General features: G+C 37.7%; 16 protein-coding genes, 1 other RNA gene and 4 pseudogenes. 11 read left to right on the plus strand and 10 right to left on the minus strand.

What is annotated here, in order from left to right; translation table 11 throughout:
- Nucleotides 1-29: 29 nt before the first annotated feature.
- The 8 genes and pseudogenes from QWU_RS07935 to QWU_RS07980 form a co-directional block, all read right to left on the minus strand.
- A complete protein-coding gene (locus QWU_RS07935; RefSeq protein WP_006590265.1) occupies nucleotides 30-1151 on the minus strand; it encodes an ATP-dependent DNA helicase in 1122 nt (373 codons plus the stop codon).
- Between the two features lie 776 nt (nucleotides 1152-1927).
- On the minus strand, nucleotides 1928-3727 hold the full coding sequence (locus QWU_RS07945) for an acetolactate synthase 3 large subunit (RefSeq protein WP_017196555.1): 1800 nt from the start codon (nucleotides 3725-3727) through the stop codon (nucleotides 1928-1930).
- A 266-nt stretch (nucleotides 3728-3993) separates the two neighbouring features.
- Nucleotides 3994-4868, minus strand: a pseudogene (gene miaA / locus QWU_RS09485) (tRNA (adenosine(37)-N6)-dimethylallyltransferase MiaA).
- A gap of 579 nt (nucleotides 4869-5447) precedes the next feature.
- The gene (locus QWU_RS07960) at nucleotides 5448-6989 is read right to left on the minus strand and encodes a Do family serine endopeptidase (RefSeq protein WP_006590262.1); all 1542 of its coding nucleotides are present in this window, start codon (nucleotides 6987-6989) and stop codon (nucleotides 5448-5450) included.
- A gap of 156 nt (nucleotides 6990-7145) precedes the next feature.
- Complete coding sequence (gene hflC, locus QWU_RS07965) at nucleotides 7146-8081, minus strand: protease modulator HflC (protein WP_017196557.1); 936 nt, start codon at nucleotides 8079-8081, stop codon at nucleotides 7146-7148.
- Nucleotides 8082-8083: 2 nt separating this feature from the next.
- Nucleotides 8084-9229, minus strand: coding sequence for an FtsH protease activity modulator HflK (hflK, locus tag QWU_RS07970; RefSeq protein WP_006590260.1), 1146 nt, complete (start codon nucleotides 9227-9229; stop codon nucleotides 8084-8086).
- Between the two features lie 118 nt (nucleotides 9230-9347).
- A complete protein-coding gene (locus QWU_RS07975) occupies nucleotides 9348-9857 on the minus strand; it encodes a dihydrofolate reductase (RefSeq protein WP_006590259.1) in 510 nt (169 codons plus the stop codon).
- Nucleotides 9854-10648, minus strand: coding sequence for a thymidylate synthase (locus QWU_RS07980; RefSeq protein ID WP_006590258.1), 795 nt, complete (start codon nucleotides 10646-10648; stop codon nucleotides 9854-9856). Before QWU_RS07980 ends, QWU_RS07975 begins: the two co-directional genes overlap by 4 nt.
- Nucleotides 10649-10863: 215 nt before the next feature.
- Between QWU_RS07980 and QWU_RS07985 the strand changes: the two genes are divergently transcribed.
- The 3 genes from QWU_RS07985 to QWU_RS08000 all read left to right on the plus strand — a co-directional run bounded on the left by QWU_RS07985 (nucleotide 10864) and on the right by QWU_RS08000 (nucleotide 15847).
- Nucleotides 10864-12171: an MFS family transporter gene (locus QWU_RS07985; protein WP_006590257.1), complete on the plus strand. Its 1308-nt coding sequence runs from the start codon at nucleotides 10864-10866 to the stop codon at nucleotides 12169-12171.
- 629 nt (nucleotides 12172-12800) lie between these two features.
- Nucleotides 12801-14108 carry an MFS family transporter gene (locus QWU_RS07990; RefSeq protein ID WP_006590256.1) on the plus strand — a complete coding sequence of 436 codons (1308 nt, stop codon included), beginning with the start codon at nucleotides 12801-12803 and terminating at the stop codon, nucleotides 14106-14108.
- 431 nt (nucleotides 14109-14539) lie between these two features.
- Entirely contained in the window at nucleotides 14540-15847 is a 1308-nt protein-coding gene (locus QWU_RS08000) for an MFS family transporter (protein WP_006590255.1), read from the plus strand.
- 77 nt (nucleotides 15848-15924) lie between these two features.
- On the opposite strand, the gene QWU_RS08005 is transcribed toward QWU_RS08000, so the two are convergent.
- Nucleotides 15925-16230, minus strand: a complete 306-nt coding sequence (locus QWU_RS08005; RefSeq protein ID WP_006590254.1) for a DUF2853 family protein — start codon at nucleotides 16228-16230, stop codon at nucleotides 15925-15927.
- Nucleotides 16231-16330: 100 nt separating this feature from the next.
- On the opposite strand from QWU_RS08005, the gene ssrA reads away from it, so the two are divergent.
- The 5 genes and pseudogenes from ssrA to QWU_RS08025 all read left to right on the plus strand — a co-directional run bounded on the left by ssrA (nucleotide 16331) and on the right by QWU_RS08025 (nucleotide 20286).
- Nucleotides 16331-16687, plus strand: a transfer-messenger RNA (tmRNA) gene (gene ssrA / locus QWU_RS09830).
- A 162-nt stretch (nucleotides 16688-16849) separates the two neighbouring features.
- Nucleotides 16850-17394 (plus strand): annotated as a pseudogene (locus QWU_RS09490) (SspB family protein).
- 7 nt (nucleotides 17395-17401) lie between these two features.
- The gene (locus tag QWU_RS08015; RefSeq protein ID WP_006590252.1) at nucleotides 17402-17584 is read left to right on the plus strand and encodes a DUF4169 family protein; all 183 of its coding nucleotides are present in this window, start codon (nucleotides 17402-17404) and stop codon (nucleotides 17582-17584) included.
- 9 nt (nucleotides 17585-17593) lie between these two features.
- A complete protein-coding gene (locus QWU_RS08020) occupies nucleotides 17594-17845 on the plus strand; it encodes a ribbon-helix-helix domain-containing protein (protein WP_006590251.1) in 252 nt (83 codons plus the stop codon).
- Between the two features lie 122 nt (nucleotides 17846-17967).
- Nucleotides 17968-20286, plus strand: a complete 2319-nt coding sequence (locus QWU_RS08025; protein WP_006590250.1) for an ATP-dependent helicase — start codon at nucleotides 17968-17970, stop codon at nucleotides 20284-20286.
- 46 nt (nucleotides 20287-20332) lie between these two features.
- Here QWU_RS08025 and QWU_RS10440 read toward each other — a convergent pair.
- A pseudogene (locus QWU_RS10440) lies at nucleotides 20333-20878 on the minus strand (LbetaH domain-containing protein).
- 17 nt (nucleotides 20879-20895) lie between these two features.
- Here QWU_RS10440 and QWU_RS08035 point away from each other — a divergent pair.
- The 3 genes and pseudogenes from QWU_RS08035 to QWU_RS08045 all read left to right on the plus strand — a co-directional run bounded on the left by QWU_RS08035 (nucleotide 20896) and on the right by QWU_RS08045 (nucleotide 24225).
- Nucleotides 20896-21477, plus strand: a complete 582-nt coding sequence (locus QWU_RS08035; protein ID WP_017196559.1) for an SCO family protein — start codon at nucleotides 20896-20898, stop codon at nucleotides 21475-21477.
- A 36-nt stretch (nucleotides 21478-21513) separates the two neighbouring features.
- Nucleotides 21514-22382, plus strand: a pseudogene (locus QWU_RS09500) (50S ribosomal protein L11 methyltransferase).
- A 16-nt stretch (nucleotides 22383-22398) separates the two neighbouring features.
- Nucleotides 22399-24225, plus strand: coding sequence for an aminopeptidase P family protein (locus QWU_RS08045; RefSeq protein WP_017196560.1), 1827 nt, complete (start codon nucleotides 22399-22401; stop codon nucleotides 24223-24225).
- Nucleotides 24226-24507: the final 282 nt, after the last annotated feature.

Raw genomic sequence — 24507 nt, forward strand, 5'->3', positions numbered from 1 at the left:
CCCATATAATCTTTAGAGAAGAAATTTCTTTATCGAACAATTGTCAAACGCTCTGCCGCACGCGTAATCCCTGTATAAAGCCACCGCGCCGACATATCACGAAATGCAAAACTTTCATCAAACAAAACAACATTGTCCCATTGAGAGCCTTGTGCTTTATGAACAGTTAATGCATATCCATAATCAAAGTCATCATATCCCTTTTTTAAGGTCCAAGAAATCTCATTATGAGGATTTTCAAACACTGCTTTCAAAAGCTTAATCTTTGCCACCCGGCACTCGCTTTCTTCTGGTTTAACAAGAAGATTAATACTAGGCTTAACAGTTTCTTTCTGTGAAGTCATCACTTTCCATAAAGAACCATTTAACAAGCCTTTAGGAGGATCATTGCGCAAGCATACGAGCTTATCCCCTGCTTGTGGATAATTTGCTGTAAACCCCTTCAACGCACGCAAACGTTTATTATAAAGGTGCCGTGTTCGATTGATCCCTACCAATACCTGATCAGCATCTAAAACCAATTGCTGATCGACCTCTTTGCGTGTAATAATACGTGCTACACCATAATCACCATAAGCAATATCGCGTCCTTCACGCACATCCATAGCCAAACGAACAATCGGATTGTCACGTGCTTGCCGATGAATTTCTGAAAGAAGAAAATCTGGTTCGGCATTGGAAAAAAAACCACCTCCTGATATAGGAGGCAATTGCCCTGGATCACCAAGAACAAGAATAGGTGTTTGAAAACTCATTAAATCACGCGCCAATTGTTCGTCTACCATCGAACATTCATCAACAATGATAAGTGCAGCTTGTGCAGCAGCACTTTTCCGATTGAGTGCAAATGTTGGCGCAATTGATTTTTTTCCTGTAATTTCATCGGAAACTTCTTCTTCTCCACGAGGACAATAAATCAACGAATGAATCGTACAAGCATTGCTTGCACCTTTAGAACGCAAAACCTGCGCAGCTTTCCCCGTAAAAGCAGCAAATTGAACAGAACCATCAACTGTTTCCGCAAAATAACGTGCAAGTGTCGTCTTGCCCGTTCCCGCATAACCAAAGAGGCGAAAAAGTGGTGAACGCCCATCCCTTAACCATGCGGCAACAGCTTTCAATGCATTATCCTGTTCCCGTGAAAATTGCATAATCTATCAAAATAAGATTCGCATAAAAAGAGCAAGCATTTTGGAAACAAAACCACGATTAAGAAAATTTTTTTGTAAAAAACTCCTGATACAGCGCTATCTAATCACTTTCACAGTACAATCATCAATATTGTACCAATAACCTGCCTTCAAAATACCTCAACAATCTAAATTTATAATCAAATAAATTTACTTCAACCTTCTTGATAAGATCACATATTCATTTGGCAAAATATCTTTCGTTACAGAAAAATACAAACAAATGGCTTATATACAGCAAACTGAAAATAATACACATATATACTTCTGCTGCTTTATTTTAAAAACAAAAAACAACTTTTATATAAAAGACGAAGAAAGGAATTTTATGAACTATGCCCATACTTTACTTAATCAATCATCTCACTAGCACAAAAGAGCAAAACGCCTAAACCGTGACGAAAAACAAATTGAACAAAGCAACAAAACTATTGAAGCTTTGTCACGATAAAACTGTAAACTGAAAAATCTCAGTAAAGTATAAAGCAAAAAAGGCCTTCAAACAGCATATAATTTTACAAAATACAATATATGCTACCAACCTAGCTCAGCATACTCATAATGCGAAATACTTTTTGTATAAAGAAATGACAACATACACTTCTCTTATACAAAAGAGCATAGATTGTAAAAATCTGTTTCGTCAACAAGACCCCAAAAAAATGAAGGAAAAAAGTAAAAAGCTCCAAAGAATCAAGAACCCAAAAATTCCTCCATTATTTGATTAACATATTATTTTATACAAGAATCCGTCCTTCATCAGAAATAGCATTGGCAACTCCCTCATCATGAGCCTCATCAGGCAACAACATATCATTATGTGCACATCCAGATGGAATCATAGGAAAACAATTTTCTAAATTATCAACACGACAATCGAAGAGAACTAGCTTGTCAGAGTCAAGCATTTGCTGAATTTTATCATCAAGTTCATCCGGTTTTGAACAACGAATACCAATTGCTCCATAAGCTTGTGCCAATTTTATAAAGTCAGGCATCGATTCTGTATAAGAATGAGAAAGACGATTACCATGCAACAATTGCTGCCACTGTCGAACCATTCCCATATATTGATTATTTAAAATAAAAATTTTTACTGGCGTATCATGTTGAATTGCCGTTGCAAGCTCCTGAATATTCATCTGAATTGAGGCATCACCAGAAATACATAAAACCAGTGCATCAGGATGTGCTATTTGAACACCAATAGCAGCAGGAAGACCATATCCCATAGTCCCAAGACCACCAGAAGTCATCCAATGTTTTGGTTCATCAAAACGATAATACTGCGCCGCCCACATTTGATGCTGTCCAACATCCGTTGTGATATAAGCATTGGCATCTTTGGTCAATGCATATAGTCGTTCAAGAGCATATTGTGGCATAATGACATCTTTTTTCTCCATATATGCCAATGAATTACGCGCTTTCCAAAGATTAATTTTCCTCCACCACGCATCACGGCTTTCTCTATCAAATATTGCTTGTCGCATATGTAAATGTTGATTGATATCTCCTAAAATATCTGCCACATCTCCAATAAGTGGAACTTCTGCCTTTACAATCTTATTGATAGTAGAAGGATCAATATCAATATGAATAATACGCGCATGAGGTGCAAATGCATCAATCCGCCCAGTGATACGATCATCAAAGCGCGCACCAACAGCCAACATAACATCACAATCATGCATGGCCATATTAGCCTCATAGGTGCCATGCATTCCAAGCATTCCAAGCCAATTTTTGCTAGAAGCCGGATAGGCACCAAGTCCCATAAGTGTTGACGTAATCGGAAAATCTCCCCATTGAACCAAATCACGCAAAAATTGTACAGCTTTAGGACCCGATGAAATAACACCACCACCAGAATAAACGATAGGACGTTTTGCTTCTGCTAACAAAGAAATAGCATATTCAAAAGCCTTAATATCCCCTTTTACTTGTGGAGAAGAATGCTGAGATGCCAAAACTTGAGGCATTCTATAAACACCCAAAGCGAATTGAATATCCTTAGGAATATCAATCAAAACCGGTCCTGGACGCCCTGATTGAGCAACAGCGAAAGCTTCATGAATAATGGCGGCAAGATCATTGACATCTTCAACCAACCAATTCCGTTTCGTACAGGGCTTTGTAATCCCAACTGTATCAGCCTCTTGAAAAGCATTTGTTCCAATCACTGTTGTCGCCACCTGACCAGAAAAACAAACAAGAGGTATAGAATCCATGAATGCATCTTGCAAAGGTGTAACAGCATTCGTTACTCCTGGACCAGAAGTCACAAGCATCACACCTACCCTCCCTGTGCTGCGTGCGTAACCTTCAGCAGCATGACCCGCGGCCTGTTCATGACGTACCAAAATATGCTGCAGTAAATTTTGTTGATAAAGTGCATCAAAAATAGGAAGAACAGCTCCACCAGGATAACCAAAGACATGTTGAACTCCTTGATCAATAAGAGCTTGAACCACCATTTCAGCACCCGACATTCTTTTTCTGTCCGCATTTTCTTGCATTTTTGGATGATGTATCATTTTTCCCACTCGCCTATTTGATAGCATAACAAAAAAGCCCCCGAAGGAGCCTATTAAAAAAGGCCCTGAGAGAGCCTACTACACACAAAAAACATATATTGTATGATTACCCCCCTTATTCCAATACGCAAAATTTACAAGGAAAAACCTTCCTATAAAGGGATTTCTAATGACATTGATCGCATCCGTCAATAAAAAATTATACTTGCTAAAAAATGCATTGGCAATTGACTTTTTTCAACTGCTTCTCAAGTTTCTCAACTCTTTTATCCAGAAATAAGCATCCATTCTTCATCAAATTGATTACGAAACCACGTCAATTGTCTTTTTGCATACTGTCTTGTTTGTATTTTTACCATTTCAAGAGCATTCTCAAAATTTTTGTCTCCATTCAAATAAGCTATAAATTCAGCGATACCAATAGCCTTCATCGCTGGTAACAAAGGAGAAATCCCAAGTTTCTTCATAGTCATCACCTCTTCTAGCACGCCTCTTTCAATCATAGTATCCAAACGCTTATGAATGCGCTTATAAAGCAATTGACGTGGTGGAATGAGAAGAATTTTTTCTACACGATGTGCTGCAATAAGAGGTATTTTTTTTGCTTCTGCCACCAACTTAACCTCTCACCCGTTGCATCATAAACTTCCAAAGCACGTATGATACGCTGACCATCTTGTGAAGAAATTTTCTCAGCAAGAACAGCATCAACCTGCAACAACCGATGATAAAGACTCTCAGCTCCTTCTTTATCAAGCCGAAGTCGCCATTTCTGCCGCACAACTTCTGGAATATGAGGAATTTTTGAAATCCCCTCTAAAAGAGCACGAAAATAAAGCCCTGTTCCACCAACAAAAATCAGTGATTTCGACGTAAAGTTATTTAATAGTTTTTCAACATCATACAACCATTTCCCTACGGAATAATTTACAGTAGGACTCACATAACCATAGAGATAGTGTGGAACAATTGCAGTATCAGCTTCCGTTGGCCGTGCCGTTAAAATATTTAAAACATCATAAACCTGCATTGAATCTGTATTAATAATCAGAGCATTTTTTTCTTGAGCCATTTGTAAGGCAAGCGCAGATTTCCCACTTGCAGTTGGCCCCGCTATTAATGTAATTGTTCTCTGTATCATGGATGGTAATCTCTATCTTTATCAATCAACAACTTATCAACAACACACATGACTACCCAAAAATCTTCTATATTTCTCTTACATTATCTTAAGAGTAGATCTTCAGACAAAAATAGAAACAAGAGCGCATCATTAATATAGACAAAACTATAGGAATTCTTAATTTTTAATAAAATAATAAAGCAAAGAACTATAAACAGAATACTTAATTAATTATACAGTATAAAACAATTTTATTATTTATAAATAACACATAATATTTAATTTTATAATAAAATAACCAATAATTTATTGTCTTAAACTTCTTTTTTTAATGATCGTTACTTCTTTCCTTAATAACGCAACAATAACCCTAACTTATTAATTCTGATACAAATTTTTTATATAATTGCTATTTTGTAAACTGTATAAAGAAAACGATTACCACAAGCGCACTTTGAAGCACAATCACAAAAATAAAAACGGTAAAAGACACATTGCACACCTTATAGTTCGCAAAACACCCCGCACTCTAAGGCTGATAAAAGGACAAAATATAATACAAAAAAATCTGTTCCTCACACATCAATATCTGAAATATCAATCCATTGGGATCGTAACAAACCGTAACTCTCCATCTGGACGAGCAATGATAAACAGAGCATTTTTGCGTCCAGCTTCACGTAATTTATGAATACGCCTTTTCACCGCATCAATTGTTGTGACAGAACTTTGATTAATATCAACAATTACTTCACCAACACGAATACGCTTTTTATCTGCTGCACTATTTTGTGCAACAGATATCACTACCAATCCGTGAAGTTTATCCGTAATTGAATAACGATGACGCAAATCTTCTGTAATCTCAGATAACGTCATCCCCATAAACCGCATTGTTATGCTTTTCGATACAGTATTATCTTTTTCGTCATCGGGCTTTTCTGCAGTATCTTCACTTGCATCTGTATGTTCAGAATTTTCATTTGCATCTGTCTCAATTAAACGCCCAAGTTTAACTTTTACTGTTTTTTCTTGTCCGTTTCGTAAAACGGTAACATCCACCACTTTTCCTTCAGAACTCTCTGCTACCAAACGAGGCAAATCACGCGCATGCTTAATTTTTGTATTTCCAAAAGAAAGAATAACATCCCCTGTCTGTAATTGGCTATTATCCACATCCGCCTGTTCTATTTTACCGGCAACCAATGCTCCCCTAGCCTTGTCGAGTTTTAATTTTTTTGCAATATCCTCTGTCACCGGTTGAATACGAATAGCCAACCAACCACGCCTTATTTCTCCAAAATCACGCAATTGCTTAATCACAGAAAGAGCCATATCAGATGGTATTGCAAAACCAATACCAATAGACCCTCCAGAAGGAGAAATAATTGCTGTATTAATCCCAATTACCTCTCCATTTCTATCAAATAGCGGCCCCCCAGAATTGCCTCGATTAATCGCTGCATCTGTCTGAATAAAATTATCATAAGGACCAGCATTAAGATCACGATTGCGTGCAGAAATAATACCAACCGTTACACTTCCACCAAAACCGTAAGGATTACCGATAGCCATAACCCAATCACCAATACGCGCCTTTTCTGAGTTACCAAAACGTACAGCTTTTAATTTTTTACTTCCCATATCCACTTGAAGCAGTGCCAAGTCAGTCTTGCTATCCTTTCCAAGCAATTTTGCTTTTAACTTTGTACCATCTGTGAAATTCACTTCAATATCATCAGCATCAACGATAACGTGATAATTAGTAACAATAAGCCCTTTTTGGGCATCAATCACAAAACCAGATCCCAGAGAGCGTACCTTTTGAAACTGACCATCTTTTTGACCATCTTTAGGTGTGAAAAAATCATTAAAATACTCTTGCAACAACGAATCTGGAGGAATAACCTGCACTGAAATATCCTCGTCTTGTTCAGTCCCCTCAACGGTCTGCGCAGTGGAAATATTTACCACAGTTTCCAAAAGTTCAGCAGCCAAATCAGGAATAGAAAGGAGTGTGTTGTTTGTTTCTGCTCCCCAAGACAACCCCATTGATCCCGTTAAAAACAAAACTGCAACAACAACCCTTCTTACAAAGAACATCCAAGACGTACTTTTACCTACGACATTTCTACCCATACCATGCCTTTAATAAAATGCTGTAAAGAGCTTCACTAAATTTATCCACGCAAAATCACGATAGTGCTACACTTTAACCATTTGCACCATAAAAGAAAAGCAACAACAGGTAGCATCTCTCATGCACAAGTGCAGATTCATAATCCATTATTGCTTTTACTCTCCTCCGATTTTGGGTTCAGTTTTATTAAAGCCAGTATTCATCGCTGATGGCAATTTTTTCTTCTCCTGTAGTGGATTGCGGAAATAGAAAAAGAAATCCTCGTTTGGAGAAATCACCATAGGAACACGCTCCAAATTTTTATACTGTTCCATTGCTAACCAAAAATCATAAAAGGACCGATTAGCTTCCCTCGCATTCAATAAAAGGCGAATACTTTCAGCCTGCCCTTCACCACGGGTAATTTCAGCATCACGCTTTGCAGCTGCTACGATTTCTTCATATTCGCGATTAGCCTCAGCTACAATACGATCTCTCTCCTGCTGCCCGCGAGCGCGAATATTTTCCGCTACTGCCTCACGTTCAGCTGCCATTTGGCGATAAACATCTTCTGAAACAGCATCCGTTAAATCAGTTTTACGAATACGTACATCAAAAATAGTAATGCCTAACGAACCTGCATCTACAGAAAACTGTCGCTGTACTTCAGCCATCATCGCTCCCCGTTCATCTGACAAAGCAGCTTTAAATTCTCGCTTACCATAAACAGCACGTAAAGCGTCAATAAAACGCGGTGCAAGATTTTCACGTGCAGCAATTTGTGGACGCCCCGAAGCAATACGCTGTAAAAATAACTTAGGATCTGTAATACGGTAAATAAAGAACGCATCCACTTCATAATAAGCACCACCACGAACCTGCACAGATTGTGTAGGAACATCGTAACGCAACAAACGATTATCAACAACAACCATCTTATCCACAAAGGGCATTTTAAAATAAATACCAGGATTAGACTCTACTTTAACAATTTGTCCAAAACGCTTAATTGCCACTTGTTGCCGAGGATAAACAATAAAAAGTGACATCCATAAAACCATCAAAAGAAGCAATATGCCACTCAACGCAAATAAAAAACGAGACTGCTGCATAATTAGCGACCTCCAGAAATACGAGCATCCAAAAGCGATGCAGAACGTGCTGATGTTTTTTTCACATTTTCCGGTGAATTACTGCGTAGCAATTCATTCAGAGGAAGATAAGGCACCGCTGGAGAATTTATTTGATCAAGAACCAACTTATTAGGAGAAGAAAGAATACGCCCAACCGTTTCCATATAAAGACGATAACGCGTAGCCTCTGGTGAAATTGCAGCCTCACGCGCTATAGCCTGAAAACGCTCAGCACGTCCTCGTGCCTCTTCAACCATTTGTACCTTTTCACCCTTTGCGATTTCCCGTGTACGTGAAGCTTCACCATTTGCTAAACCAATTTTAGTAAAACGCACACGATTTCCCTCTTCAATCATCCGCCCACGTTCCTGCTCTGCCTGCTGAACGGAATTAAATGCAGCTGCAACCTTGGTAGGAGGAGCAGCTTCACTGATTGATACACGGCTTATTTCAACACCAAGCTGATATTTATCTACAGTTAACTGGATAATTTTCCTCACATCATTTGCAACTTCTTCTTTTTTGTCACGCAAAACATCATCAACAGGTCTAGAACCAATAACCTCACGCATTGCACTCTCAGCAACTTGACGAACTGTTCCTTCTTGATCATTCACATTGAATAAAAATTGCCCTGGACGTGAAATACGATAGTAAACAGAAAAATTAACATTAACAATATTCTGATCACTCGAAAGCATCAAACCTTCACTTTGTTGAGCCTGACCGGATTGGCCACCAATTGCAATTGTCTTTTCCGTCAAAGGGACTTTCATATAAGTCTCAATTGGCCAAAAATGAAAATGCAAACCATCACCAATAATTTCTGCCTTAGGCACACCAAAACGCAACTCCACAGCTTGTTCATTTTGTTGGACAATGTAAACTGACTGATACAAACAAAAAAACACACCAAGAAGAAGTAACAAAGCCAAAAGCTTACTTCGACCAACTTGTTGAAATTGATCATGTCCTTTACGTAACAGATCATCAAAATTGGAACCATTGTCACCACCACTACTGCCACCAGAACCAAAGATGTTCTTAGCAGGTGTTTTTTTGTCACCACCGAGTTTATTTTTATCGCTGCTCCACGGGCCGCCACCATTTTGATTTGTCCAGGGCATCATCACCTCTTTAACTAACTACCATTAATCAAATACCAACCATTCACTTAATCTTATAGGGCAGCTCTTATCCGATTACAATGTAACTGATAGGCTCTTTCCACTTCATTACAAACGATTATTGCCGTTCATAAACCACAAAACGTGTCGGATGACTGTCTTTATCTCCTTTTGGAATATATTGTGTTTGCACAATAGTCCACTTTTCTTTATCAAAAATAGGAAAAAAACTATCACCTTTAAGAAAAGCAAGAACTTCTGTAAGAAATATTTTATTAGCAATGTGCAATCCCTGTTCAAAAATTTCACCACCACCAATAATAAAAATTGCATCTGCATCATTTTGAGATGCCACCCTTTTTGCAACAGAACAAGCTTGAGACAAAGAGTGAACAGTAACGGCACCTTCAGCCTTAAATTTACAATTACGGGTAATGACAATATTTGTACGCCCTGGTAAAGGACGCCCCAGAGAATCCCAAGTTTTTCGCCCCATAATAACAGGTTTACCGAAAGTCAAATCTTTAAAGCGTTGTAAATCTGTCGACAAACTCCAAGGCATAGCACCTCCACGACCGATAACACCATTTTCTGCCACCGCTGCAATTAAACAAATGGATAAAGTCATACTGCTACTGGCGCCTTTATATGTGGCTGAGCTTCATAATTCAGCAATTCAAAATCCTCAAATTTGAAAGAAAAAAGATCTGTTACTACCGGATTTATACGCATAAATGGTAAAGCATTTGGTATACGAGATAATTGATGTTTTGCCTGTTCAAAATGACTAAAATACAGATGAGCATCTCCCAAAGTATGAATAAAATCACCCAATTTAAGCCCACTTACCTGCGCAATCATCATTGTTAACAATGCATAAGAAGCAATATTGAACGGAATACCTAAGAAAATATCAGCTGAACGTTGATAAAGTTGGCAAGACAATTTGCCATCAGCAACGTAAAATTGAAAAAAACAATGACAAGGTGGAAGAGCCATCTCTTCTATTAATGCGGGGTTCCATGCTGACACAATGAGACGACGAGAATGAGGGGTTTGTTTAATCATAGCCAACACATTATTCACTTGATCAATATATCGTCCATCAGGAGCTGGCCAAGAACGCCACTGATAACCATAGATAGGACCAAGACTCCCATTCTCATCAGCCCATTCATCCCAAATTGATACACCATGTTCCTTCAACCACGCGATATTCGTATCGCCTTTAAGAAACCACAAAAGCTCATAAATAATTGAACGCAAGTGCAATTTTTTTGTCGTCAACAATGGGAAACCAGTCTGTAAATCAAACCGCATCTGATAACCAAAAATCGACCGAGTACCAACACCAGTTCGATCTGTACGATCAACGCCGTGATTTAGAACATGAGATAAAAGATCAAGATAGGTTTTCATATGGATATTATGGCCGATTCTATTAATTATAGAAAATGGAAACTGTAAAATTGATAAAATAATTTAATTTTTTCTTCTCCAACGATCTTACACAAGAAATAGCCATGATCCGATTAAGTTTTTGACGCAAAATATAAAATACTGTAGACAACTTCTAGGGGAATAAATACAGGGGTAATAAATCAACAAACATGAACAATTAAAGGGATAGACTTATGGAGAATAAAACAACCCTAGCACCGCATGATACGAGAAAACGTGTTCTTTCTATCATATCTAGTGCATCAGGTAATCTGGTTGAATGGTATGATTTTTATGTTTATTCTTTTACATCCATTTACTTTGCATCACAGTTTTTTCCCTCCAATGGAGATGTTGTTACCGAACTTTTAAAATCTTCTTTTGTCTTTTTTATAGGCTTCCTCATGCGTCCAATTGGTGGATGGCTCTTCGGATTTATTGCTGATCGTTATGGACGTAAACGCTCTTTGCTGATTTCTGTTTTTATGATGTGCGGCGGTTCGTTTCTCATTGCTCTCCTTCCCACCTATGAAACGATTGGAGCTGCCGCTGCTGTTCTACTCATTTTACTCCGCATGCTCCAAGGACTCTCCGTCGGTGGTGAATACGGAACGACAGCAACTTATATGAGCGAAGTTGCCCTTAAAAATCGTCGTGGTTTCTTTAGCTCTTTCCAATATGCTACACTCATTGGCGGCCAACTTCTTGCAAGTTTGGTTATGTTTATTTTGGCGCTCTATCTTACTGAGGATCAATTAAAAGCATGGGGGTGGCGTATTCCTTTTGCAATTGGTGGATTAGGAGCAATTGTTGCAATCTATCTACGTCGTTCACTCCATGAAACAACCACAGAAGAAAGTCGTTCAAAAAAGCAGGCAGGTAGTATTAGAGAGCTTTTACGCAATCATAGAAAATCTTTCTTTTTAGTAATCGGTTTTACAGCGGGAGGATCGCTTACATTTTATACCTGCACAACTTATATGCAAAAATATCTGATCACAACGACTGGATTTGATAAACACACTGCAACAACAATAATGACTGCTGCATTATTTGTTTTTATGCTACTCCAACCCCTTTTTGGTTCTCTCGCAGATAAAATTGGCACAAAAGCTTCACTGCTTATTTGGAGTTCCTTATCTATCATCTGTACAATTCCTGCACTTAAAATCATTGGAAGCACTGATGATATGTGGATTGCACTCTCCGTTATTATTGGAATGCTTTGCATTATGAGCTTTTATACCTCCGTCTCTGGTATTGTAAAAGCGGAAATGTTTCCTGCTTCAATCCGAGCAATGGGAGTTGGTCTTTCTTATGCTATTGCTAATGCACTATTTGGTGGTTCTGCTGAAGCTGTAGCGCTTGAATTTAAAAAAATCGGATATGAATCTGTCTTTCATTTTTACATAGCCGGTATGATGATCATCGCATTCATTGCAATCTTTTTGATGCCAGATGCTCGCAAAAAAGGATATCTTCAAGGCGACGATATTCATTAATTTCCCTATTAATGAAAAAAGCCCAATTACTTGGGCTTTTTTATATTCACCGTATAAATTAAGTATTTATAGCCTTCATACCTATTCCAATCATCGTAAATAGGCCCATTTTCTCTTTCACTAAATAATAGACTTAACAACAAAAAAATATTTTTGCAAATTCAGCAAGCATCCATTTTTTTATCGATAATGCTCAACCTTTATTGAAAATAACTTTCTCCTATAAAAAACGCACCTATCCTCTCTATTTTACCTCCTTTTTTATAACAATAAAAGAAAATGGGGAATAACAGCACTTATCAACGTCAAATGCACAGATTTCAGATTATCACAACATAACATATATGTGTAGAATATTGTTATAATCTTATTCTTTTTCACTGCTCTTTTACTCTAACCATCATTAACATTATCAACAGACAATAAAAATCCTCTTCCTGTAAATATAGCCTTCTTAACCTTTTATCTTACTAACAATAGAATGCTCTTAGAAAAGCTTATAATCCAAATTATCCTACCCTCAAAAAGCTTTCATAAAAAATAACTATTAGAAAATTGAATTTTGATGATACAAATCATTATCAACTTTAATTAAAAAATAAACTATAGATCTAAAAGGGGAATATTTCATGAAAAACAAAGCAGCTTTACCACCACATGATACAAGAAAACGTATTTTTGCTATCATAGCAAGTGCATCAGGAAATCTTGTAGAATGGTATGATTTTTATGTTTACTCATTTACGTCGATTTATTTCGCATCACAATTTTTTCCTTCAGATGATGACGTTGTCACGCAACTGTTAAAAACTGCAGGAATCTTTTTTATTGGCTTTCTTATGCGCCCTATTGGAGCATGGCTTTTCGGATACATTGCCGACCGTTATGGACGCAAACGCTCAATGCTCATTTCTGTTTATATGATGTGTGGTGGTTCATTCCTCATTGCCATACTTCCCACTTATGAAACTATTGGAATAACAGCAGCATTCTTTCTGCTTTTAATCCGCATATTTCAAGGACTTTCAGTTGGCGGTGAATATGGCACAACAGCAACTTACATGAGTGAAGTTGCCCTCAAAAATCGTCGCGGGCTCTTTGCTTCCTTCCAATATGCTACAACGATTACAGGTCAACTTTTCGCCAGCTTTATTATATTTATTCTAGCGCTTTACCTTAACGAAGATCAGTTAAAATCATGGGGTTGGCGTATTCCTTTTTTAATTGGTGGCTTCGGAGCAATAGTTGCGATTTATCTGCGTCGTTCACTCCATGAAACAATTACAGAAGAAAGTCGTTCTAAAAAGCACGCTGGTAGTATTAGAGAACTTTTATGCAACCACACAAAAGCTTTCTTTTTGGTTATTGGCTTTACAGCGGGAGGATCGCTCACATTTTATACATACACCACTTACATGCAAAAATATCTGATCACAACCACCGGCTTTGACAAGCACACTGCAACAACGATAATGACTGCAGCACTTTTCATTTTTGTATTACTCCAACCCCTCTTTGGTTTTCTAGCCGATAAAATTGGAACAAAAGCTTCGCTCATCAGTTGGAGTACCTTATCCATTGTCTGCACAATTCCTGTGCTTAAAATGATTGGGCATGCACATAATGCATGGATTGCATTCTTAATTATTATCGGAATGCTCTGTATTATGAGTTTTTATACATCCATCGCTGGTATCATAAAAGCAGAACTATTTCCTGCTTCAATACGAGCAATCGGAGTTGGACTTGCTTTTGCTATTGGAAATGCTCTGTTTGGTGGCTCTGCTGAATATGTAGCACTTAAATTAAAAAGTACAGGATATGAAACTGTCTTCTTCTTTTATATAGTTGGTATGATGGTCATTGCACTCATCTCAATTCTCTTGATGCCAGATATAGACAAAGGAGGATATCTTAAAGATGATGAAATCCATTAAAATTTCTTATAAAATAAAAAAGCCCAATTAGTTTGGGCTTTTTTCATCATTGTTGCATAAAAATCCCGTTTTGAAGTCATGTAAATTTTTATTATTTGGCAACAAAATAATAAAAATTTACATGACTTTCTCTACGATTACCAAACATCACCTCTGCAACTCATGAAACTGCTGTTTTTTCATTCTGGTCATCCGAACCAAAGACATCTTAAACCTATCTTCAACGTATTCTCTCCCTTTAAATCTGGTTTGATAACTTTTATCCTCCTATAAAAATACAGATTTTAAAAGACATGAACAGTTAACCCAATTAAGCCGCCTCAAAGAATTTTCACGATAAATTACATTACACAATTGAATTTTGATGATACAAATCGTAAACAACTTTAAATAAAAAAATAAAACTATAAATCTATAGAGGGGAATAATTCATGAGAAATGAAACAACTTTAATACAACATAGTACAAGAAAACGTGTTTTTGCTATCATATCCAGCGCATCAGGAAATCTGGTAGAATGGTATGATTTTTACGTCTACTCATTTGCATCGATTTACTTTGCACCACAATTTTTTCCTTCAGATGGCGATGTTGTTACCCAATTTTTACGAACTGCAGCAATTTTCTTTATTGGTTTTCTAATGCGTCCAATCGGAAGTTGGCTTTTTGGCTTTATTGCTGATCGTTATGGACGCAAACGCTCAATGCTCATATCCATTCTTATGATGTGTGGAGGCTCTTTTCTCATCTCTATACTTCCCACTTATGAAACTTTAGGGAGAACTGCAGCAATTCTTCTGCTCCTAATCCGAATGATGCAGGGACTTTCAGCAGGTGGTGAATATGGTACAGCTGCAACTTATATAAGTGAAATTTCCCTTAAAAATCACCGCGGTCTCTTTGCTTCTTTCCAATCCGGCACACTTATTACTGGTCAACTTTTAGCCAGTTTTATTATATTCATTTTAGCACTTTATCTAACAGACGACCAATTAAGAACATGGGGCTGGCGTATTCCTTTTGCGATTGGTGGATTAGCAGCAATAGTTGCACTTTATCTACGTCGTTCGCTTCATGAAACAACCACCAAAGAGAGCCGTTCTAGAAAACAAACTGGGAGTCTTAAAGAGCTTCTAAGCAAACACACAAAAGCTTTTTTTGTGATTGTTCTCTTCGCCTCTGGAGGATCTCTCACATTTTACACCTGTACGACTTATATGCAAAAATATCTGATTACAACCACCGGCTTTGATAAACATACAGCTACAACTATAATGACCGCGGCACTCTTTATTTTCATATTACTCCAACCCATATTTGGTATCCTAGCTGATAAAATTGGGACAAGAAATTTACTTATCATTTGGAGTGCACTCTCTACTCTCTTTACAATTCCTGGACTTCTCATAATCAGTCACACAGATAATAAATGGATTGCGCTATCAGCTATTATTGGCATACTCTGTATTATGAGCATGTATACATCCATCTCTGGTGTCGTAAAATCAGCAATGTTCCCCTCTTCAGTACGAGCACTGGGAGTTGGTCTCTCTCATGCTATTGGTAATGCATTATTTGGTGGTTCTGCCGAATACGTAGCACTTGGATTAAAAAATATGGGGCATGAATCACTCTTTTATTTTTACGTAACTGGCGTGATGATCATCGCATTCATAGCCACCCTCTTTATACCGGATATGAGTAAAGGGGGATATCTTCAAGAAGATGGACCCCATTAAAACTTCCCACATGAAATGAAAAAGCCCAATTACTTGGGCTTTTTTTATAATAATTGCATAAACGATTTCGCTATTGTTTAAACTTTATGAAGTGCATTTAATTGCTTGGCTAGCAAATAATAAAAAGTCATGCGGCTTTTTCTGCGAGCTCCAGACATCATTTCTGCAACTTTTAAAACAGCTTCTTTAGCACTTTGCGCATGAGCACCTAAGACATCTCGAGCCCATTTTTCAACACGTTCTACTTCTTTTGGATCCGATGTAGCAACAAGCGATGCATCTTGTTTTTTCATCACCAAAGCTAAACGATGCCCAAGCCGCTCCACTGCAGCTTCATCGGGATTTTGATCATATAATTTAATATCTGCTAGATCATTTGTCATTTTGTGCCATCTCCTCTCCAAGAATAAACGGCCGTACTCCACAACCGCGATATATAGCTCATAAGTTAAATAATTAGAGGATTTAAAATATTAACAACCCCCCCTTTCCGAAAGGCTGTTCTTCATCTATATTTAAAGAGCTGGCTTATCAGCTATGGTAATAAATGGACGATGAAATAAACCTATTGGACCCGGGGGCGGTACCCGGCGCCTCCACCAAAATATAATCTCTATTGATCATATTTTGGTGGGGGCGAAATAGGATCGACAAAGGCGTAAAGATCGCTCTTTTACTCGGCATAGTACCACCGTTATCGGACTAAATGAGTAGTTGCAAATGACAACTATGCGGAAGCACGTCTCGCTGCTTAATGCAGTGCGAATGTTTCAAAATAAGCCTTAAACCGTCGCAGGTTTAAGCGGGGTTCGAAGGCACCTGGCAACAGAAGCCTTCACATTTGTTGATATTATTGATTATCAAATATTATTTTTCATAAAATTTCATATTTTTTTGGTTAATTTAGATGCATCGTAGACAAAATATTGCTAGCTTTAAAATACATTCTATTGCACAATATTGCGCACGCTCATCTTTCGCGTGAAATAAAAGGAATATTCGATGATTCAAGATCAAATCCGTTACGATATTCTTGTTCAGGATGCGCTTCGTGGAGTTATCCGTAAAGTTTTGTCGGAAGTTGCTAAAGCAGGTCTTCCAGGAAATCACCATTTTTTTATTACTTTTTTGACAAATGCTCCAGACGTGAAAATCTCTCCTCGGCTTAAAAATCGTTATCCAGAACAAATGACAATTGTATTACAACATCAGTTTAGAGATCTAAGCGTTTCGGAAAATGCCTTCGAAGTAACACTTTCCTTTAGAGAAATTAGCGAAAAGCTTGTGATTCCTTTTACTTCTATCCAAGTATTTTATGATCCTATAGCGTCATTTGAAGCAGCATTTGATCTCCCCTCAAATCTTGCCCCTGGAGAGAATAAAAACTCAGAAAATACATCATCCACACCTATCATTCTATCGGACAAACAAAAAAAGAAAATACACTTATAAAAGAACAAAATTCCAGTACAAGTCAAGAGACTTCAAACAATGATGCCAAACAAAGTGCTGATGTTGTCTCATTAGATTCTTTTAGGAAAAAATAAATTTCTCATGACTAAACCGATTAACCTTCGCCAATTTCGAAAACAAAAAAAACGTGCAGAAAAAGCTGTCTATGCAGAAGAAAATCGCTATCGTTTTGGACGAACAAAAGCTGAAAAACTTTTTGATAAAAAAGAAAATTTAAAAATGCAAAAATTTCTTGATCAAAATCGTTTATGGTACGACGAATAAGAGTAAAAAATGCACGAAAACAACCTTATTGATTGGTCAAAAGTGATACCACGAAAAATATCCGTACGAGTTGGTGGACACACAACAAGCGTGTCTTTAGAGCAACCATTTCTAAACATTCTCAAAGCCATCGCACATAGAAAAGGAAAATCCTTAGCCTTTATTATCACAGATATTGACAGCAAAAGACCACAAAAAGTGAGTCTTTCGGCTTCATTACGCGTTTACGCACTCCAAAGCGTTCTTACTCAACACCTTTAATACTCGTTTTATTTTTTATAATCTTTGTCTTCTTATTCAACGGAAGATGTTGCGGCTTTTTTAAGAAAATATTTTTTTAGGTCTAGCACTCAGATGAAAAAAATACTACACGAGAAGATATAATGAATAGTTTTTTCGATGACATACCATTTTTCGAAGATGAAGCCCTGCCTCCAAAGCATGAAAATAACTCTAGGTTAGTTGCTCATACTACACAATGTGATGCCGATTATTTGGAACAACTTAATCCCGAACAGCAACAAGCTGTGATGAATACACAAGGGCCTCTGTTAGTTCTGGCAGGTGCTGGTACTGGAAAAACACGTGTTTTAACGACCCGCATTTCTCACATTTTGAGCTCAGGGCTTGCCTCTCCCAAGCAAATACTTGCTGTAACTTTCACCAACAAAGCAGCGAGGGAAATGAAAATGCGTATTGGTGAACTCATTGGTGAAATTGTTGAAGGAATGCCTTGGCTTGGAACTTTTCACTCCACCGGCGCAAAAATCCTACGCCGCCATGCAGAACTTGTTGGCTTAAAAAGCAACTTTACTATTCTTGATAGCGATGATGTCCTTCGACTTTTAAAACAGCTTATTCAAGCTGAAGGATTAGACGATAAGCGCTGGCCCGCACGAAATCTCGCTATAATGATTGATTCTTGGAAAAATCAAGGGCTTTCACCAGAACGCATTTCAGAAAGCGACGCCCATTCTTTTGGCAACGGTATGGGACGCAAACTTTATCATAGCTATCAGGATAGATTAAAAAGCCTTAATGCCTGTGATTTTGGCGACCTTCTACTTCATTCTATCTCTATCTTTCAATATAATCCAGACATTCTTCGCGAATATCATTCTAAATTTCGCTATATTCTTGTGGATGAATATCAAGATACGAATACAGCACAATATCTTTGGCTTCGCCTTTTGGCACAACAATCTAAAGAACAACATGTCAACCTTTGTTGTGTTGGTGATGATGACCAATCTATTTACGGGTGGCGTGGGGCTAAAGTTGATAATATATTGCGTTTTGAAAAAGATTTTCCTCCTGCAAAAATTATTCGTTTAGAACGCAATTATCGCTCAACATCACACATTCTCAAAACCGCTTCTCATCTCATTTCTCATAATCAAGAAAGACTTGGAAAAACACTTTTTTCTGATCAAATAAATGTAGAAGAAGAAAAAGTAAAAATTCATGCTGCATGGGATTCGGGAGAGGAAGCGCGCGCAATTGGAGGAGAAATTGAACGTCTACAACAAGCCGGACATTCATTAAATCATATAGCTATATTGGTGCGTGCATCATTCCAGATGCGTGAATTTGAAGACCGCTTTGTCACACTTGGTCTTAACTATCGCGTCATTGGCGGCCCACGCTTTTATGAACGAATGGAAATACGTGATGCTATGGCTTATCTGCGCGTTGTTGTTCAACCAGCAGATGACTTAGCCTTTGAACGTATTATCAACACGCCTAAACGCGGCTTGGGAGACGCAACCTTACGCACCCTCTATGAAAGTGCACATGCACGCGCTATTCCTCTCTTTTCCGCTGCCGCAGCAATAATTGAAACAGATGAGCTAAAACCCAAAGCACGCAGTTCATTGCGAAGCATGATTGAAAACTTTCGCCGCTGGCAAAATATGCTGCAATATACCCCTCATAGAGAACTTGCCGAAACAATCCTTGATGAATCAGGCTACACAGCGATGTGGCTAGAAGATCGCTCACCAGAAGCACCAACGCGATTAGAAAATCTCAAAGAAATGATCCGTTCTATGGAGCAATTTGAAAGCCTTCATAGCTTTTTAGAACATGTTGCACTAGTAATGGACGCTGAAAATAATGAAAATACCGACGCAGTCAACATCATGACTCTTCATTCAGCCAAAGGGCTTGAATTTGAAACAGTTTTTCTTCCTGGCTGGGAAGAAGGACTTTTCCCTCATCAGCGCTCATTAGATGAAGGAGGCCGTTCAGGTTTAGAAGAAGAACGCAGACTAGCTTATGTAGGACTAACAAGAGCAAAAAAACATTTGCATATATGGTTTGTATCCAATCGAAGAATTCATGGATTTTGGCAACCAGCACTCCCCTCCCGTTTTCTAAGTGAATTACCAGCAGAACATATAGAATTAATGGAAATGGAGACATCTTATGGTGGTTATGGGAAATCGCACTTTAAACAGCAAAATCCCTTTTATAATGATTATTCCAAATCAGGATGGAAACGTGCACAAAAAAACATGGAAGGAAAAGTTATTGCCCAATCAATCTCTGAATCTCCTTCAGATTTTTCAATCAATGATCGGATTTTTCATATAAAATTTGGTTATGGTTGTATCACAGCAATAGACAACCATAAGCTAACCATTGTATTTGAAAAAGCTGGAGAAAAGCGCGTACTCGATAATTTTGTAAGCAAAGCCTAATGAAATTATCTTTTCTAACAAAAAACATTTTTTCATTTTATTTTCACTACTTCCATTTGTGAATAAAAATCTCGATTGGAAGATTTTACATATCAAGCAAAGTGCCTGAATCATCCTCTTTGAAAAACGTATCCACAATGGCTTTGCGGAAATACCAGCAACAATCATATAAAGAGGAACATCTTTTGTTATAACAGTATTAGCACCAACGATAGTACCATGCCCAATAATAACACGTTTTGTACAACACTCTTCACGAAGGGAATGATCTCACAGCATATAGTGAAAATACTCGTTAGGACGATATGTTATTTTATGTGTTGAAAGGCGTCCCATAGGATGCTCTAGCGTATTTATACGAACATGAGATGCAATAGAATGAAAACACCCAATATCGCTATAAATAACTTTACTGTTATGCTCAAAGTAAAAAAAATCTCCAACCGTTATCACGCAAAATCACCCGTTCATTAATTTCTACATAGCACCCCAATTTGCAATCATGCAATCGTTCTGTTGTATTGATACGAAGCTCACTCTCATGAAACAAAGATTGCAAAATAAACCGGCTAATGTTACAATTTTCCTGCATATCTGAGAGAGTAAAACATGAAAAACGTCATACGCATCTTAGGGCTAACAATTATATTTCTTGCAGGCATTTTTTTTTATGATGCATTAAAAAATAAGCCTTTGGGTGATAATTTTACGCTTACTGATTCTAATGGAAAAACTATCACTGAAGCTGATATTCGAAGCAAGCCTTCAATTATTTTTTTTGGCTTCACTATGTGTCCCGAGGTTTGCCCTACCACACTGATCAATCTTGATCGATGGTTAACTGCTCTTGGACCAAAAGCTGATAAATTAGGAATATGGTTTGTTACCGTTGATCCTGAACGAGATACACCGAAAATACTCCATGATTATCTCAGCAATTTTACCAATAAGATTATTGGTATAAGTGGAGAGCCTGAAAAAGTTCATAAAATGGTCAATTCTTTTAATATCTTTGCTGAAAAAGTATCGGGAAGAGATGGAAACTACACTTATAATCACACAGCAGCAATTTTTTTGCTCAAAAAAGGTGGCAAATTAGCTGGTATTATTCCTTATGAACCCAAAGAGGATGACAATGAATTAAAAGACGAGATTGCTATTGAACGGCTAAAGAAACTTGTCTCAAACTAAATAAAAAGCCGATTATGTTTATAAAGAAAGAACAGGATGTCACAGCAAGTTCGTCTATATTATACTGCTTTAAAAAATGAAGCAAAACGATTTTATACGCTTATAGAAACAGCCTTTGACGAAGAAGGATATCCTCTTGCGCTTGCAGAAGTAGATGAGAAAAATGCTGTGTATGAACTATCACTTTATGTAGATAAAGAAAACCAAGAGAATGCCTCAAAACGTTTTGCACAGATCCTTTCTATAGATCCCAATAAAATTAACTATGAAATTTTACCCAATATTGACTGGGTACAAAAAAGTCTAGAAGGACTAAAATCAGTGTATGCTGGTCCTTTTTTTTACATGGGAGCCATAACCGAAGCGACATTCCACTGAATGTTTTACCTATTGAAATTGAAGCTAATCAAGCTTTTGGTACCGGACATCATGGAACAACAGCTGGTTGTTTGGAAATGATTGCCAAAGTGATGAAAAATGAAAATCCACAAAATGCCCTTGATCTTGGTACTGGAAGTGGGGTCTTAGCCATTGGCATGGCAAAACTCAAACCTATTGCTATACTTGCATCCGATATTGACCCAATCGCTATCAAAGTTGCACAACATAATATTGAGCTCAATGGGGTAAAAGAATATATTACAGCTGTTACAGCAACAGGTTTTGCTCATGATAAAATTTCATCACGAGCCCCCTTTGATCTCATCGTTGCCAATATCCTTGCCAATCCACTCATTGAACTTGCATCAGAAATGGTACAAGCACTCCAAAAAGGCGGATCACTTATACTCTCTGGAATTCTTGAAGAGCAACACGCCTCTGTATTGGAAACTTATGTCAAACAAGGTCTACAACACATTGAAACATACCACCGTCAAGAATGGGTTACGATACACTTAAAATAAAAGAAAGAACGTTGTTATGTATCAATCTTTTGAAGCAACAACAAATCCCACTTATGCTCTCAAGCGTATTACCTCACTTCGTAAAGAACTCGATCACCTCGGACTAGATGGCTTTCTTGTCCCACGTGCAGATGAACATCAAGGAGAATATGTCCCCCCACATGCTCAACGTCTTAGCTGGCTTACTGGCTTTACTGGATCATCAGGCATCGCACTCATTTTAAAAAACAAAGCCATCATATTTACAGATGGGCGCTATAAACTCCAAGTTCGCCAACAAACTGATCCTGATATTTTTGAGTATGAAGATCTCATAACTTACCCACCTTCACAATGGCTTGAAAAAAATGGGCACAAGCTTTCTATTGGCTTTGATCCATGGCTCCACACCATTACAGCTATAGATACATTGAAAAAAGCATTAGAAATAAACGCAAGTGGAAGACTCATAACAGTCCAAAAAAATCCCATTGATCTTATCTGGCATGATCAACCACCATTACCGCAATCTACCTTATCGATTCATCCTCTCAAATATGCAGGATATAATACCGATGAGAAGCTGTCCCTGATTCGCAAAAATATCGCGCAAGCCAATGCAAATGCTTTTATTTTTACAGACCCCTCCTCTATTGCATGGACATTCAATATACGTGGCAATGATGTTTCCAACACACCTTTTGCCCTTTGTTTTGCTCTCATTCTTATCAAAGAAACGCCCGCCTTATTCATTAACAGCACAAAATTAGGTATAGAACAAAAACAATATCTGGAACGTTATGCAAAATTATATGAACCAGAACAGCTTATTCCAAAGATTAAAGATTATGTTCAAAAGGGAACAATTTTTGCCTTAGATCCACGACTAACATGCGAAAAATTACGCACCACTATTGAAGAACAAGAAAGCTCTTTTATTAAGCTTACTGATCCTGCTGCTCTACCACGCGCCATTAAAAATGGTACAGAACTAAACGGTGCACGCAAAGCACACCTGCGCGATGGTGTAGCCCTTACGCGTTTCTTTTCTTGGTTAGATAAACAAACACTAGGGTCTATAAATGAAATTTCTGCAGCTCAAAAATTAGAAGAATTTCGCACAACAACAGCAAAAGAAATGGGAGAAAAACTTGAAGACCTCTCTTTTGATACGATTTCAGCAGCAGGAGCAAATGGTGCCATTGTTCATTATCGTGTAACGACTCAAACAAATAAACAACTCAATGCTGGTGAACTTTATCTTGTGGATTCAGGTGGACAATATCGTGATGGCACGACAGATGTCACACGCACAGTAGCAATTGGGAATATTGGAGAAGAAGAAAAACGCTGTTTCACTCTTGTCCTCAAAGGCATGATTGCTCTTTCAACCGCACAATTCCCAAAAGGTACACGCGGACAAGACATTGATGCTCTAGCACGTATCGCCTTATGGAAAGCAGGTTTTGATTATGCCCATGGCACTGGTCATGGAGTTGGATCTTATCTCTCTGTTCATGAAGGACCACAAAATCTTTCACGCAATGGGTGCCAAGAATTGATCCCCGGAATGATTATTTCTAATGAACCTGGATATTACCGCGAAGGTGCTTTTGGAATTCGTATTGAAAATTTGATGATCGTAAAACCAGCACAAAAAATTAATGGTGGAGATATAGAAATGCTCTCATTCGAAACACTCACAAATTGTCCCATTGATCGACGCTTAATCCTCTCAGAGCTTTTAACACTAGAGGAGCGGCAATGGCTCAACGACTACCATGCACATGTTTATCAGGTTAATGCACCTTACTTGAATGAAGAAGATAAAGAATGGGCAAAAGAAGCAACAATGCCTCTTTAAGTAAAGTAGCGTACAACTTTTACTCTTTCTGTAAAAAAACTCCCTCTTCTCTTTTTTAAGAAAAATACAGAATTTTCATCAAAGAATATAAGAACAGCCCCTTATACAAATAGTCGTATTTAGAATATTCACAAATCAAAATTCTTCACAAAATAAAAGAGAACATAACAATCTCAAGAGAAGAAAGAGAGTATCAGCATTCTCATGATAGTACACAAGCGCAAGCAATGTTTTACATGAGATGAATGATAATATTGGTGTATTCATCATTCTTGAAGGAAA

This window comes from Bartonella birtlesii IBS 325, from assembly GCF_000273375.1.
In the GTDB taxonomy this organism is placed as follows: domain Bacteria; phylum Pseudomonadota; class Alphaproteobacteria; order Rhizobiales; family Rhizobiaceae; genus Bartonella; species Bartonella birtlesii.

What these genes read in the sequence shown, in the direction of transcription:
- QWU_RS08025 (WP_006590250.1), top strand. Translation starts at nt 17,968, where the DNA reads ATGAATAGTTTTTTCGATGACATACCATTTTTCGAAGATGAAGCCCTG.
- QWU_RS07960 (WP_006590262.1), bottom strand. Translation starts at nt 6,989, where the DNA reads ATGGGTAGAAATGTCGTAGGTAAAAGTACGTCTTGGATGTTCTTTGTA.
- hflC (WP_017196557.1), bottom strand. Translation starts at nt 8,081, where the DNA reads ATGCAGCAGTCTCGTTTTTTATTTGCGTTGAGTGGCATATTGCTTCTT.
- QWU_RS07985 (WP_006590257.1), top strand. Translation starts at nt 10,864, where the DNA reads ATGGAGAATAAAACAACCCTAGCACCGCATGATACGAGAAAACGTGTT.
- QWU_RS08005 (WP_006590254.1), bottom strand. Translation starts at nt 16,230, where the DNA reads ATGACAAATGATCTAGCAGATATTAAATTATATGATCAAAATCCCGAT.
- QWU_RS08015 (WP_006590252.1), top strand. Translation starts at nt 17,402, where the DNA reads ATGACTAAACCGATTAACCTTCGCCAATTTCGAAAACAAAAAAAACGT.
- QWU_RS08035 (WP_017196559.1), top strand. Translation starts at nt 20,896, where the DNA reads ATGAAAAACGTCATACGCATCTTAGGGCTAACAATTATATTTCTTGCA.
- QWU_RS08020 (WP_006590251.1), top strand. Translation starts at nt 17,594, where the DNA reads ATGCACGAAAACAACCTTATTGATTGGTCAAAAGTGATACCACGAAAA.
- QWU_RS07945 (WP_017196555.1), bottom strand. Translation starts at nt 3,727, where the DNA reads ATGATACATCATCCAAAAATGCAAGAAAATGCGGACAGAAAAAGAATG.
- QWU_RS07935 (WP_006590265.1), bottom strand. Translation starts at nt 1,151, where the DNA reads ATGCAATTTTCACGGGAACAGGATAATGCATTGAAAGCTGTTGCCGCA.
- QWU_RS07980 (WP_006590258.1), bottom strand. Translation starts at nt 10,648, where the DNA reads ATGAAAACCTATCTTGATCTTTTATCTCATGTTCTAAATCACGGCGTT.
- QWU_RS07990 (WP_006590256.1), top strand. Translation starts at nt 12,801, where the DNA reads ATGAAAAACAAAGCAGCTTTACCACCACATGATACAAGAAAACGTATT.
- QWU_RS07975 (WP_006590259.1), bottom strand. Translation starts at nt 9,857, where the DNA reads ATGACTTTATCCATTTGTTTAATTGCAGCGGTGGCAGAAAATGGTGTT.
- QWU_RS08000 (WP_006590255.1), top strand. Translation starts at nt 14,540, where the DNA reads ATGAGAAATGAAACAACTTTAATACAACATAGTACAAGAAAACGTGTT.
- QWU_RS08045 (WP_017196560.1), top strand. Translation starts at nt 22,399, where the DNA reads ATGTATCAATCTTTTGAAGCAACAACAAATCCCACTTATGCTCTCAAG.
- hflK (WP_006590260.1), bottom strand. Translation starts at nt 9,229, where the DNA reads ATGCCCTGGACAAATCAAAATGGTGGCGGCCCGTGGAGCAGCGATAAA.